9 protein-coding genes and 2 riboswitches are annotated in these 14,094 nt (G+C 40.3%); all 9 genes read left to right on the top strand.

The features are described from left to right. Positions 1 to 1,179, top strand: coding sequence for a Ger(x)C family spore germination protein (locus ACZ427_RS13905; protein WP_461176588.1), 1,179 nt, complete (start codon positions 1 to 3; stop codon positions 1,177 to 1,179). A gap of 4 nt (positions 1,180 to 1,183) precedes the next feature. Beyond that, positions 1,184 to 1,333, top strand: coding sequence for a hypothetical protein (locus tag ACZ427_RS13900; protein ID WP_461176587.1), 150 nt, complete (start codon positions 1,184 to 1,186; stop codon positions 1,331 to 1,333). A gap of 78 nt (positions 1,334 to 1,411) precedes the next feature. Next, positions 1,412 to 2,911 carry an amidase gene (locus ACZ427_RS13895; RefSeq protein WP_461176586.1) on the top strand — a complete coding sequence of 500 codons (1,500 nt, stop codon included), beginning with the start codon at positions 1,412 to 1,414 and terminating at the stop codon, positions 2,909 to 2,911. 825 nt (positions 2,912 to 3,736) lie between these two features. After that, positions 3,737 to 5,278 carry an AbgT family transporter gene (locus tag ACZ427_RS13890; protein WP_461176585.1) on the top strand — a complete coding sequence of 514 codons (1,542 nt, stop codon included), beginning with the start codon at positions 3,737 to 3,739 and terminating at the stop codon, positions 5,276 to 5,278. A 371-nt stretch (positions 5,279 to 5,649) separates the two neighbouring features. Then, entirely contained in the window at positions 5,650 to 6,609 is a 960-nt protein-coding gene (locus ACZ427_RS13885; RefSeq protein ID WP_461176584.1) for an AAA family ATPase, read from the top strand. Further along, complete coding sequence (locus ACZ427_RS13880) at positions 6,609 to 7,877, top strand: DUF58 domain-containing protein (RefSeq protein ID WP_461176583.1); 1,269 nt, start codon at positions 6,609 to 6,611, stop codon at positions 7,875 to 7,877. The genes ACZ427_RS13885 and ACZ427_RS13880 overlap by 1 nt, the downstream gene beginning before the upstream one ends. Then, the gene (locus ACZ427_RS13875) at positions 7,874 to 10,072 is read left to right on the top strand and encodes a transglutaminase TgpA family protein (RefSeq protein WP_461176582.1); all 2,199 of its coding nucleotides are present in this window, start codon (positions 7,874 to 7,876) and stop codon (positions 10,070 to 10,072) included. Before ACZ427_RS13880 ends, ACZ427_RS13875 begins: the two co-directional genes overlap by 4 nt. A 37-nt stretch (positions 10,073 to 10,109) precedes the next feature. Continuing rightward, a riboswitch (purine riboswitch) is annotated at positions 10,110 to 10,211 on the top strand. A 356-nt stretch (positions 10,212 to 10,567) separates the two neighbouring features. After that, positions 10,568 to 12,103 (top strand): glutamine-hydrolyzing GMP synthase, encoded by a 1,536-nt coding sequence (gene guaA, locus ACZ427_RS13870; RefSeq protein WP_461176581.1) that lies wholly within the window; start codon positions 10,568 to 10,570, stop codon positions 12,101 to 12,103. Positions 12,104 to 12,177: 74 nt separating this feature from the next. Then, positions 12,178 to 12,278, top strand: a riboswitch (purine riboswitch). A gap of 206 nt (positions 12,279 to 12,484) precedes the next feature. Beyond that, on the top strand, positions 12,485 to 13,819 hold the full coding sequence (locus tag ACZ427_RS13865; protein WP_461176580.1) for an NCS2 family permease: 1,335 nt from the start codon (positions 12,485 to 12,487) through the stop codon (positions 13,817 to 13,819). Positions 13,820 to 14,094 lie beyond the last annotated feature (275 nt).

Below are 14,094 nucleotides of genomic sequence, written 5' to 3'. Positions count from 1 at the left end.
ATGGGTAAGTATAAGTTTTTGTGGATTTCTTGTGTATTGGTGTTTTTGCTCACAGGCTGCTGGGACAGACAGGAGATAGAGGATAGGGGATTTATTGTTGGAGTTGCCATTGATTTAGCAGAAAACCATAATAATGGAAGGTATAGCTTATTACTGACAGAACAAATTGTTATTCCCTCTCGTATAGGGGCCCCTACTCAAAGTGGCGGAGGTGAACAGGAAGCTTATATGAATGTATCTGAAAGTGGGCAGGCCATTTATGCGATACATAGTGAGATCTCAAAAAAAACAAGCCGTTCTCCATCACCGGAACATGTAGACGTCCTTCCTGTTTCTGCGGAAGTAGCAAAAGAACCAGGCCTATTTGGTAATGTAATGGATGTTTTTCTAAGGGATCAGGAAATGCGACGAGGGATACATATTGTTATCGCTGCTGAGGATGCAAAAGGTCTTTTTGATATTAATCCAAAAAATGAACAATTTCCCGTCCGTCATATTGAATCCATTTTGGAAAACAGTGATAGAAATTCTGCCATCATAGATCCGGTCCGTCTTGGTGATGTTCATGAATATCTTTTAATGGAACAAAGCTTTATTTTACCACAAATGGTTATTACAGAGGATAACAAAATCGGCAATGAAGGGGTTGCGGTTTTTCGGGGTAAAAATAACCAGTTAGTTGGATCGCTTGATGGTGATGAAACAAAAGGATTAAACTTTATTACCGGTGAAAATCAGGAAGGAATTCTCGAGGTTAGTACAGAAGATACTCCAGTGTCTATTACCATCAGGGATGGAAAACGGAAAATAACGGTTGATAAAAAGGATGAAAATAATATTGTATTTCATGTAGATCTCGAAGTAAGTGGAACCATTGCTGAAGTATTCAGCTCAAAAGATATCTTCAACCCTGAAAGTTTAGCAAAAATAGAAAGTTCTCTGGAAGATGAGATTGAAAATCTGGCCAGGGCATCCATTGATAAAGTCCAAAATGATTTTAAAGTTGATGTCTTTGGATTTGGCCCTTATCTTCATCGTCATCATTATGAATTTTGGCAGACTGTGAAGGATAATTGGGATCATGGGGAAAATTACTTTGAAAAAAGTCAAATCGATGTCTCGGTAACAGCAGAGATTGAGGAATCCGGAAATATTCAACAACAAGAAAAGGAGGATTAAAACGATGTGGGAAGTTATTACAGAAAGACTACCTGAAAAAATGACCATTCTATGCACGATTCTAGCTTTCGTCATTCCATTTTCTATCCATAAAATTAATCAGAAACTGCATAAATACGGAGACCCCCCATGGAAAAAAGAGAATTATGATTAATGTGGGGGAGTTGTCACTTCAAGTTAATGATTCATTGATGATACACTGATGGGAAAAATATACAAATGAGGTGTAGAAGTGGAACTCCAAACATATAGGAAATTAGATGCTACAGATTTGGCGGAATTGATAAAAATGAAAGAAATATCACCGAAGGAATTACTTGAGCTGAGTTTCGAGCAACTGGAAAAAGTAAATCCCTCATTGAATTCGGTTATCCATTTGAGAAAAGAGAAGGCTTTAAAAGAGGCAGGAAGTTTCGTTGGAGATGAGCGCCCATTTGCAGGGGTCCCTATTTTGTTGAAGAATATCTCGCAAAGTTTGCAAGAAGAGCTGATGACCTCTGGTTCAAGGCTGTTAAAATCAAATACTGCACAGCATGACTCTAATTTTGTAAAGAAATTCAGGGAAGCAGGATTTCAATTCATGGGGCATACGAACACACCGGAATTTGGGTTGAAAAACATTACGGAACCTGAATGGTATGGGCCGACAAGAAATCCATGGAATACAGATTATTCACCGGGAGGATCAAGTGGCGGGGCGTCAGCTGCTATTGCATCAGGTATTGTTCCAATGGCGGGTGCCAGTGATGGAGGAGGATCGATTCGGATACCAGCATCGTTCACTGGATTATTTGGTCTGAAACCGACCCGGGGACGAACACCTGTGGGTCCTGGTGTAGGCCGTCAGTGGCAGGGTGCATCGATTGATTTTGTATTATCAAAAAGTGTCCGCGACAGTGCCGCAATGCTTGATATACTTCAGGTCGTACAGCCGGAAGCGGCATTTCATACCCCATTGTTTGATGGAAACTATGTTGGGGCTTTACAGACGCCATTTCAGAAACCGCTCAAGATTGCATATACAACCACATCACCTGTAGGGACTTCTGTTTCTGAAGATGCAAAGGAAGCTGTGAGAAAAACGGTAAAATGGCTGGAAAAAGAGGGTCATATGGTGGAGGAAAAGGAAAACGATGTAGATGGTGTTCAATTAATGCAAAACTATTATTTGATGAACAGTGGAGAAATTTCTTCAGTAGTAAAACAATTGGAACAGGGAATAGGACGAGCCATTACTGCGGATGATGTAGAAATAGAAACCTGGCTACTGAACGAGGCCGGAAAGTCTGTTTCAGCAGCAGACTATTCCGCAAGTCTTACGTCATGGGACATGGCAGCAGCACAAATGGCGAAGCTTCACCAAACCTATGATTTTTACATCACGCCTGCGACTGCACATACTGCACCAAGAATAGGTGAATTAACATTTTCTGGAGAAGAGCAGGACGAGCTTCGGTTAAAAATGAATGAGATTGATAAGAAGCACCAACAGGATCTTGTTTACGATATGTTTTTACCAAGCTTGACGTACACCCCGTTTACACAGCTGGCAAACTTAACGGGACAGCCTGCGATGTCGGTTCCAGTTCACCTATCAGTGGAAGGTCTTCCTTTAGGCGTACAGGTGATGGCAGGAAAAGGCGAAGAAAATAGGCTCTTGCAACTTGCGTACCAATTGGAGCAGAGCGACCTATGGATTGGTATGGAGCATAATCCGATGATGCAGGGTTAACGCTGGCTACATGGAGGCCAGGAAGTATCGTTTTCTGGCCGAGTTTCATCACCCTCGGGCCAGGGGGGGCATCGCCTGAATGATATGGAGCATCACCCTCGGGCCAGGGATCATCACCTGAATGATATGGAACATCGCTTTCGGGCCAGGTAGTCATCACCTGAATGATATAAAACATCACCCTCTGGCCAGGGATCATCGCCTGAATGATATAAAACATCACCCTCTGGCCAACGAGTATCGCCTGAATCATATAAAACATCGCCCTTGGGCCAGGGAGCATCACCCGAATCATATAAAACATCGCCCTCTGGCCAACGAGTATCGCCTGAATCATATAAAACATCACCCTCTGGCCAGGGATCATCGCCTGAATGATATAAAACATCACCCTCTGGCCAACGAGTATCACCTGAATCATATAAAACATCACCCTTGGGCCAACGAGTATCGCCTGAATGATATAAAACATCACCCTCTGGCCAACGAGTATCGCCTGAATGATATAAAACATCGCCCTTGGGCCAACGAGTATCGCCTGAATGATATAAAACATCACCCTCGAGCCAGAGATCATCACCCGAATGGTATAAAACATCGCCCTCAGGCGTCAGTCCTGCGCTCAGGCAAAGTCCAGAAGTCCACACATCGCATAATGCCGAAATTATTTATTCAAGGGCCAATCTTAAGAAATATTTCATTATTTTTACTTAGGGTTTTGGTATTTAAATTCGTATAAGAGATGTTTATAATGAAAGATGTGTAAAAAAGCATACTTAGTTTTCAGAATATTACTGATTCGACATCAAGGAAGGAGCAATATTTATGGAGGAAGGAAGAAAAGGTCTTTTTCAACGTTTCTTGGATGGGGTTGAAGTTGTAGGAAATAAATTACCTCATCCGGTTACATTGTTTGCAATATTAGCGTTATTAGTTCTTCTCTTATCTGCTGCCCTGCAACCCCTTGGGATTAGTGTGGAGCACCCGGGTGAAGAAGGTCAAATGGTTGAAATAAACAACTTATTGAATGCGGAAGGTCTTACGTATATCTTCGGAAGTATGACAGATAACTTCATCGGTTTCGCACCACTTGGAGTTGTACTTGTAACAATGTTAGGGATTGGCGTTGCGGAACGTACAGGATTAATAAGTGCATTGCTGCGCGGATTCGTTTTATCTATACCAAATCGGTTTATTACCGTTGGGCTGGTATTTGCAGGTATTATGTCCAGTGTAGCCTCAGATGCTGGTTATGTTGTTTTGCCGCCGCTTGGTGCATTAATTTTTGCTGCACTTGGAAGACATCCGCTTGGGGGACTGGCAGCAGCTTTTGCCGGGGTTTCAGCAGGATTTAGTGCAAACCTGTTATTATCAGGTACAGATGTTATGTTGGGTGAATTGACCATTGCAGCAGCATCAATCATCGACCCTGCTTATGCAGAAACGATGAATATTGCAATGAACTGGTTATTTATTGCAGTTTCTGTTTTTGTCCTGACCTTTATTGGTACGTGGGTAACAGAAAGAATAGTAGAGCCTCGCCTTGGAGAATATAAAGGCGAACACAAGGAAGGAAATCTGGAAGGACTTACTTCAATAGAGAAAAAAGGACTTATTTGGTCAGGAATCTCATTGGTTTTTGGATTGATATTAACAGCATTGCTTGTTCTGCCTGAAAATGCGCCAATGCGTGGAACAGAAGGAAACTGGATGGATCAAATTATCCAATCCCCATTCATGAGCTCACTGGTACCAATCATTGCCATATTATTCTTTATTCCAGGCTTGGTTTATGGACTGATTACGAAAAGTATTCGGAGCGATAAAGATGTTGCCGCACAGATGACTGACACCATGGCCTCCATGGGGATGTTCATTGTTCTTGCATTTACGGCAGGTCAGTTTGTAGCATACTTTAGTGAATCAAACATGGGACTGGTACTTGGTGTATATGGAGCTGAATTCCTTGATAGTGTTAATTTGACAGGAATCCCATTAATATTGCTGTTTATCCTGATTACTGCATTTATCAATATATTTATTGGCAGTGCCTCAGCAAAATGGGCCATGATGGCACCTATATTTGTTCCGATTATGATGCAGTTGGGCTACTCACCGGAGCTTACACAAATGGCTTACCGTGTAGCGGACTCAACAACAAACATCATTTCGCCATTAATGACATACTTTGCGATTATTATTGCATTCGCTCAGAAGTATGATAAGAAAATGGGTATTGGTACATTGATTTCCACAATGCTGCCATACTCCATATACTTCCTGCTTGGCTGGACAATCATGCTTGTCGTATGGATGTTACTCGGTATCCCTCTTGGACCGGGTGGACCGCTTGAATATCAGCCATAAAAATAACGAAGATGCATTACTCGATTGGAGTGGTGCATCTTTTTGTTCTGCATACGATTTTCAAGACAGGTCGGATTGCATGGGACAGACTTCCAATAAGGTAGGCGATATTACCATATAGCGCTGGAGTGCCTGATAAGTTTAGAAAACTAGGGCTTTTCGCCAAGCCCTAGTTGCACTTATGTAGTAAGATAGTTTTATGCTTTCTAATTACTAAAAAAGATAGAAAACTCTTTTTTTCTGTATAAAAATCTTTCTATCTGTTAATGCTAGTTATATATTTACAGGAAGTATACTTTCACTTCATAGGCTTTTTTAGTATAGTTATAGTAGATTAGAATGCAGGAGTCGCTTGAGGGGAGCCGAAGAGAATGCAGGATATAAATATATATAATGAAACAATTGAGAAAATATTAACGAATATAAATAAAGTCATGATTGGCAAGGAAGATATGGCGACACTTAGCCTGGTTGCTTTGCTTGCACAAGGGCATGTATTACTGGAAGATGTTCCGGGTGTAGGAAAGACAATGCTTGTTCGTACATTGGCCAAATCATTGGATTGTGATTTTAAAAGGATTCAGTTCACACCTGATTTACTGCCATCTGATGTCACGGGAATTTCCATTTATAACCCGAAAGAACTAGAATTTGAATTTCGGGCTGGACCTATTCTTGGAAATATTATTCTTGCCGATGAAATTAATCGGACTTCTCCAAAGACACAATCATCTCTTCTTGAGGCAATGGAAGAAACCAATGTCACCATAGATGGAAATACCATTCCATTAAATAGACCTTTCTTTGTGATGGCAACACAAAACCCTATTGAATATGAAGGAACCTATCCATTGCCTGAAGCGCAACTTGACCGTTTTATACTAAAACTTAAAATGGGATACCCCGCATTTCGGGATGAATTGGAAATGCTTGAACGTACATCACAGAATCATCCAATAGAAACAATTGAAGCCGTTATGTCCAAAGAGGAATTGATTGCTGTTCAGGAAGAGGTAAAGGAAGTCTATATTGATAGAAATATTCAGCATTATATTATTAATCTTGTAAGCAATACGAGAACAAATTCCTCCATCTATCTCGGTGTGAGTCCAAGAGGGTCCATTTCTTTAATGCGTGCGGCCAAATCGTTTGCTTATATTTATGGACGTGATTATGTACTGCCGGATGATGTGAAATACCTCGCCCCATTTGTCTTATCACATCGGGTTATATTAACTTCTGAAGCTAAATATAATGGATTGACGAACGAGCAGGTGATTGAGTCTATTGTAAAACATACACATATTCCGATCCGAAAGGAATTTCATTGATGAAAGAAAACTTGCGGCTTGTCGGTAATTTTGGTTTTATTGTTGTTTTATTTCTTGTTTTGCTTTCTTTTGCAATGTTTCAGGGGGGATTCACAAGCTGGTTTTTATTTTTCGCTTTTCTGCCAATCTTCTTCTATCATTTTGGGCTGTTGCTATACCCGATTAAGAAATGGAAAGTAACACGTCATCTTTCCAGTCATCTTATCCATGCAGGGGACAGTGTGTCTGTCACTGTCAAAATAAAGCGGCTTGTACCATTTCCACTCTATTATTGTATTTGTGAAGAAATTTTCCCGGACACATTAGAGACAGTAGATAATCGGAAAGATAAATATCAATATATGGATGATTCTGGCAGGCTGAATATAGAAAGGAAAATTAAAAAAGTTGTTTTCCCATCTTTTCGCCGTACGATTGAACTTCCCTACACATTGGAACAGGTACCACGTGGAGAGCATCATCTTAAGGGGGTCCGGGTTAGAACCGGAGACATCTTCGGTTTTGTCAAAAAGGAGTTTACATTCAGAATCCCGGATCAGCTGATTGTCTATCCGAATGAACGCCCCGTACAAATGGTTGAAAAGGTCAGCAGTTTTGATCAGGGGGCGACAGCTTCTTCCGTTATAAATCTGACGAACACAAATGTAGCCTCAGGTATTCGTGAATATATTCCAGGTGATAAATTCTCCTGGATTGATTGGAAACAGACAGCGAGAAAAAACGAAGTAATGACAAAAGAGTTTGAACAGGAAAAAAGTACCGATATATTACTTGTACTTGATAGCTGTCATTATAAAGATATGAATCTTTTAGCTTTTGAGGCAGCAATTGAAGTAACGGTGTCATTGCTGGAAACCTTTCGTAAGCAAGCCACCCATGCTGGTCTATTATCTGTTGGTGAAGATGTTGTTCATTTTCCAAAGCATCATGACAGCACGAAGAAAGAATGGATCAGGCAGTATTTAACAAGGATACAGCCCTCGGGGGACCGGCCATTTGCTGTTAAGTTAGGGGAAGAGATATTTAAAATGGGCAATGGTAATATTGTCATAATTGTTACAACACATTTGGATGAAACCTTCAGACAGACCATTCAAAAATTAAAAACACGTACAAAAAAGGTTCGTATTTTATTGATTCAATCATCTAAATTGCTTTTCCAGCACGAACATGCAATCATTCAACAACTGCAATTTGAAGGTGTTGGTATCATTGTGCTGACAGAACAGCAATTAATGAACAACCCTATTGAGGTGAATGGCTTATGAATAAATTAAGTCAAACCAAAACATCATTATTCTTCAGCATTATTTTGTATTTTTGCGGTTTTTTCCTGTTTCTTGAATGGCTTTACCCCATTAAGGACATTACAGAGACTGGCGGCATAACCATCTTTATAGTTTTTGCATTCTATTGTTTCCTCATCTCTATGTTTCAAATGAAGTGGTGGATCGGATTTTTATTGAAAGCTGTTGGCTTGTTGTTTTTCATTCATACATTATATTTTGAACACAGTTTTTTGAGCGGATTGTGGTTTGAACAACTGATTATGGAAATGGGTTTTAATATAGAAGTATTAATCTCGCAGGACTGGTATAATCTGACACCAGTTTTTCGCAGTGTTTTATTTTTCGTATTAATTTGGTTAATAAGCTATCTGTTGCATTATTGGTTTGTTGTCATGAAACGAGTCTTTCTTTTTGTGATGCTGACATTTATTTATATCGCTGTACTGGACACATTTACGCTCTATGAGGCAAACGTGGCGATTGTGCGAACCTTTATTATTTCTTTTATGGCACTTGGAATTGCTAATCTTATGAAAGAAATGGATAATGAATCCATTCGTTTTTCCTGGATCAAAAAGACTCCTGTATGGTTACTGCCCTTGGTGGGGATTGTTTTGTTTACCTCTCTCATTGGTTTTACAGCGCCAAAATTTGAGCCGCAATGGCCAGATCCGGTTCCATTTATACAAAGTGCCGCAGAGGGTGATTTAACAGGCGGATCTGGTGTGCAAAAGGTCGGATATGGTGAAGATGACTCCCGGCTTGGTGGTTCATTTATCCAGGATCATACACCTGTTTTTCAAGCAGAAGTGTTGGAGGAACACTATTGGCGGATTGAAACAAAGGATGTCTATACAGGGAAAGGGTGGGAGGCTTCCTCTGAACCGGATTATCAGTTTCAGCAGAATGGAACGATCTCTTTAGAGACTTTTTCAGATAACGTCACTACAGAAGGACAGGAAGCTGTATTGGAGTTTCAAGACAATACGACGATTGAAAAGCTTATTTATCCATATGGTGTTGATAAGGTTCATAAAGAAGACGGCCAATTCTTACTGGATGATACGACTGAAGCTATCCAAACGAGATTAAATGATGAAGTTGTAAGCATGGAAGACTATGCGATTATCTATGAAAGTCCGTCGTTTGAAATGAATGCATTACGGGATTCAAGCGATGAAGATCCTTCCTCAATACAGGAACGTTTCACACAAATCCCTGAAAACTTGCCGGAGAGGGTAGGCGAATTGGCGGAAGAAATCACCAATATAAGTGATAACCGGTATGACCAGGCCAAAGCGATTGAGCGTTATTTCAGTCAAACAAATGGTTATACCTATCAGACGACCGACGTTCCTGTACCGAAAGAGGACGAGGATTATGTGGACCAGTTTTTGTTTGATTCCAAGGTTGGGTATTGTGATAACTTTTCTACGTCAATGGTTGTCATGCTGCGTACACTGGATATCCCCGCGAGATGGGTGAAAGGCTTTACCAGTGGTGAAATGCTTTCTCAGGGTGAGACAGCAGCCGACGCGGATCTATACGAAGTAACTAATGCAAATGCACATTCGTGGGTGGAAGTGTATTTTCCGGATACAGGATGGGTTCCATTTGAGCCGACCCAGGGATTTTCCAACCTTTCCGATTTCCATACAGATACCGAAAATAATGCAGACTGGAATGATGAGGATGCTTTGGATGCCACAGAGGAAACAGAACAGCCTGAAGAGGAACCGGATTTGCCTGAGGAAGAATCTCAAACCACGATGGCTGAAAATAATACAGCTGAAAATGAATTTACGATAAATTGGTGGCTTGTGGTCATAACAATTGGTGTTATGATTCTGTTAGCCTTCGTTCTTTATGTAACAAGATTTCGTTGGCAAACGCATCTGTTGGCCGTAAGCTTCAGGAGGAAACAGGATGCTAAAACGTATCAGAAGGCTTACCACCATCTGTTGAAAATCTTGGAACATCGTGGGTTGAAAAAAGAGCCTGATCAAACATTGCGTGAATATGCTAAACGTATTGACGTTCGTTATGCCACCGATGAAATGGGACAATTAACACATCATTTTGAGCAGTTGTTATACAAGAATGAATTGCAAAATGAGAAGGCAGATGAACTAACCCAATTATGGAAAAATTTAATCAAACGAATAATGGGTTGACCTCACAAAGCTTGGTTAGTATTATAAGAACATGTAAAACTGAAGTTAATATGCCTTTCGTATATCCTCGATAATATGGTTCGAAAGTCTCTACCGGGGCACCGTAAAAGCCCTGACTATGAAGGCAGAATATCTGATCGGATTGTATTTTATTCAACCTGGATTTCTGCCTTTTTGTAGCTGTATCGTGTAGTTATGAAAAGCGGGGATTCAGGCTTTTTTGTTTTGAAGGTGTGTTGAAAACGAGCGAGACTGATGTGGAATCGAGCGGGGGGATATGCGAAAACGAACGAGGACACTTGAATCGAGAGGGACAGCATCGAATCGAGCGACAAGTAGGCAGCCGCCTTGTTCGAAAAGGCCGACTTTGCTGGATTAACAGGTCACTCGCTTGAACATAGACAAATCCCTCTCGATTAAAGAACTCTCTCGCTCTATGCAGGAAGAACAGCGTATAATGAATCCAAAGATTGAAAGTAGATAGGAGTTTATAAAATGGAAACAGATGAAATGATATTAGTTTTGGATTTTGGAAGCCAATATAATCAATTGATTACCAGACGAATTAGAGAGTTTGGAGTTTACAGTGAATTACATTCTCATAAACTTACAGCAGAAGCCATTAAAAAAATGAATCCTAAAGGAATTATCCTCTCAGGAGGTCCGCATAGTGTGTATGACGAAAATAGCTTCCGCTGTGATAAGGAGATTTTCGATCTGGACATTCCGATTCTTGGAATCTGTTACGGCATGCAATTAATAGCATTGCAGTATGGTGGAAAAGTGGAAAAAGCGAAAAATCGTGAATACGGAAAAGCAATGATCGACGTAAATCAGGAGCCTATTCTTTTTAAGGATACTCCAGCGAAACAATCCGTGTGGATGAGCCATGGAGACAAAGTGATGGAAGCACCGGAGTCATTTCAAGTTGATGCAACAAGTCCTTCCACTCCGATTGCTGCAATGAGTAATCCGGAGAAAAAGCTGTATGGTGTACAGTTTCATCCGGAAGTCCGTCATTCTGAATATGGAGATCACGTATTAAACCAATTTGTTTTTGATGTATGCCAAAGTGATGGAGAATGGACGATTGAAAATTTTATTGATATGGAAGTTGAAAAAATCCAGGAAAAAGTCGGTGACCGCAATGTATTATGTGCTTTAAGCGGCGGGGTTGATTCTTCCGTTGTTGCTGCCTTAATTCATAAAGCGATTGGCGAACAGCTGACATGTATTTTCGTAGATCATGGATTGCTTCGTAAAAATGAGGCAGATGATGTTATGGAAGTATTTGCAAAAGATTTTCATATGAATATCATTAAGGTTGACGCAACAGACAGATTCCTTACCAAACTTCAAGGGGTAGACGATCCTGAGAAGAAACGAAAAATCATTGGAAATGAATTTATTTATGTATTTGATGATGAAGCAGGAAAGTTGGAAGATATCGATTTTCTTGCACAAGGTACACTTTATACAGACATTATTGAAAGTGGTACAGAAACGGCCCAAACAATTAAATCCCATCATAATGTTGGCGGGTTGCCAGAAAATATGCAGTTTGAACTCATCGAGCCATTAAACACGTTATTCAAAGATGAAGTGCGTGAACTCGGAACACAGCTGGGTCTTCCAGAACATATTGTTTGGCGTCAGCCATTCCCTGGCCCGGGACTTGCTATCCGTGTGCTAGGTGAAGTAACAAAAGAAAAGTTGGAGATTGTTCGGGAATCTGATGCAATTTTACGTGAGGAAATTGCTGAAGCAGGACTGGAGCGTGATATATGGCAGTATTTTACGGTTCTTCCAAATATTAAAAGTGTAGGTGTCATGGGAGATGCGAGAACTTATGATTATACAATCGGGATTCGTGCGGTTACATCCATTGATGGAATGACCTCAGACTGGGCGCGTATTCCATGGGATGTGCTTGAAAAAATATCAACACGGATTGTAAATGATGTGCAGCATATTAATCGCGTAGTATATGATGTTACGAGCAAGCCGCCTGCAACGATTGAGTGGGAGTGAAACGAACTTTAAGTGAAAAATATTGTTTATCGTTCGTATTTTATTGACGTTTCTCTTTCTTTTTAGTATTATAGAGTTACATTTTAATATAAATGCGTATAATTTCGGGAATATGGCCCAGAGTTTCTACCAGACCGCCGTAAATGGTCTGACTACGCGGGATAAAGTTTAAAATTCATGCAGCTTAAGGAAGAAAGTAAATAAAGGTTGTATGGTTTCCGTCTTTTTCTCCGTTTGTTTAAGTAGTACTCCTGGATTATGCCAGGAGTACTTTTATATTAGAAAACGAATGCTAAATATGTGGCGAAAACTTTAGTCTGAACTTATGCAGTTAAGAATGGTTTAACACCTACTTAACTGTAAAAAGAAGGGGAAAGAGAAATGAAGAAATATTTTCGTTTTGAAGAATTAGGTACAAACTATAGAACAGAATTTTTGGCAGGATTAACAACTTTCCTGGCGATGGCATATATTCTTTTTGTCAACCCGAATACGCTTGGTTTAGTAGGTGTTGAAAATCTGCCAGACGGGGTAACACGGATGGACACGGATGCTGTATTTGCTGCAACGGCAATTGCCGCAGCTGTTGGTTCCTTATTTATGGGAATTATCGCCAAATACCCAATCGGACTTGCGCCTGGGATGGGTTTAAACGCATTCTTTGCTTATACTGTAGTGCTCGGCTATGGTATTCCATGGGAAACGGCATTGGCTGGTGTTTTAGCATCTGGACTTATTTTTATCGTTTTAACATTAACCGGTCTTCGTGAAAAAATCATTAATTCCATTCCTGCTAATTTAAAACTGGCGGTTGGAGCAGGTATCGGTTTATTCATCGCTTTTATTGGTTTGCAAAGTGCAGGTATTGTTGTAGGCAACCCGGATACGTTACTTGCTTTAGGAGATATAACGTCCCCAACGGTGTTACTGGCTATATTTGGACTTGTAATTTCAGTCATTTTGATTACGGTTGGAATTAAAGCTGGAATCTTTTACGGGATGATTATTACTGCGATTGCAGGAATGATTTTTGGATTGATTTCTCCTCCATCCGGAATGGGCGACGTTGTTGGCAGTGTGCCAAGTTTAGCACCAACGTTTGGTCAGGCATTTTTACATTTTGGTGAAATTTTCACGATTGAAATGCTTGTCGTAATTTTAACTTTTCTGTTTGTTGATTTCTTTGATACAGCTGGAACACTTGTTGCAGTCGCTAGACAGGCAGGATTGGTGAAAAACAATAGACTGCCACGCGCTGGGAAAGCCTTATTCGCTGATTCAGCTGCAACTGTTGTCGGCGCTGCTGTAGGTACATCTACTACCACGTCCTATGTGGATTCTGCCGCTGGGGTTGCTGTGGGAGGGAGATCTGGATTTACTGCAGTAGTTACAGCAGGATTCTTCCTTTTGGCTTTATTTTTCTCGCCATTATTAAGTGTGGTTACTTCGCAGGTTACTGCACCCGCGTTGATCATTGTAGGTGTCATGATGTCATCTGCGTTAAAAGATATTGAATGGGATCAATTTGAAATAGCAGTACCGGCATTTTTAACCGTAGTGGCTATGCCATTAACCTATAGTATCGCAACAGGGATTGCAATCGGCTTTATTTTTTACCCGATTACAATGATTTTAAAAGGTCGTGCGAAAGAGATTCACCCGATTATGTATGGACTGTTCCTTATCTTTGTTTTGTATTTTATATTCTTGAGTTAAGATAAATTCCAACAAAAAACTAGTGCTGTATTCTTATTGCATAATGGGTTCTATTTTGAGATGCAAATAGGAAAAAACAACAAAAATAGCAGGGCAATTCGAAATCGAATTCGCTCCTGCTTTTTTTGTTGATTAAAGATAAATTTTGGATTATTTATGAAGCTGATGAAGGACAAAAGAGTCAGAAATCCCGAGAGAACTGTCCTTCATGAAGCTGATGAAGGACAAACGATTCGGAAATCCCGATTGGACTGTCCTTCATGAAGCTGATGAAG

It is taken from the genome of Virgibacillus ainsalahensis, assembly GCF_055380755.1.
This window is presented reverse-complemented; position numbering and strand designations above follow the sequence as displayed.

Excerpts from the sequence above, each read along its gene's own strand:
- ACZ427_RS13890 (WP_461176585.1), top strand. The coding sequence starts at position 3,737 with ATGGAGGAAGGAAGAAAAGGTCTTTTTCAACGTTTCTTGGATGGGGTT.
- ACZ427_RS13865 (WP_461176580.1), top strand. The coding sequence starts at position 12,485 with ATGAAGAAATATTTTCGTTTTGAAGAATTAGGTACAAACTATAGAACA.
- ACZ427_RS13885 (WP_461176584.1), top strand. The coding sequence starts at position 5,650 with ATGCAGGATATAAATATATATAATGAAACAATTGAGAAAATATTAACG.
- guaA (WP_461176581.1), top strand. The coding sequence starts at position 10,568 with ATGGAAACAGATGAAATGATATTAGTTTTGGATTTTGGAAGCCAATAT.
- ACZ427_RS13880 (WP_461176583.1), top strand. The coding sequence starts at position 6,609 with ATGAAAGAAAACTTGCGGCTTGTCGGTAATTTTGGTTTTATTGTTGTT.
- ACZ427_RS13905 (WP_461176588.1), top strand. The coding sequence starts at position 1 with ATGGGTAAGTATAAGTTTTTGTGGATTTCTTGTGTATTGGTGTTTTTG.
- ACZ427_RS13900 (WP_461176587.1), top strand. The coding sequence starts at position 1,184 with ATGTGGGAAGTTATTACAGAAAGACTACCTGAAAAAATGACCATTCTA.
- ACZ427_RS13875 (WP_461176582.1), top strand. The coding sequence starts at position 7,874 with ATGAATAAATTAAGTCAAACCAAAACATCATTATTCTTCAGCATTATT.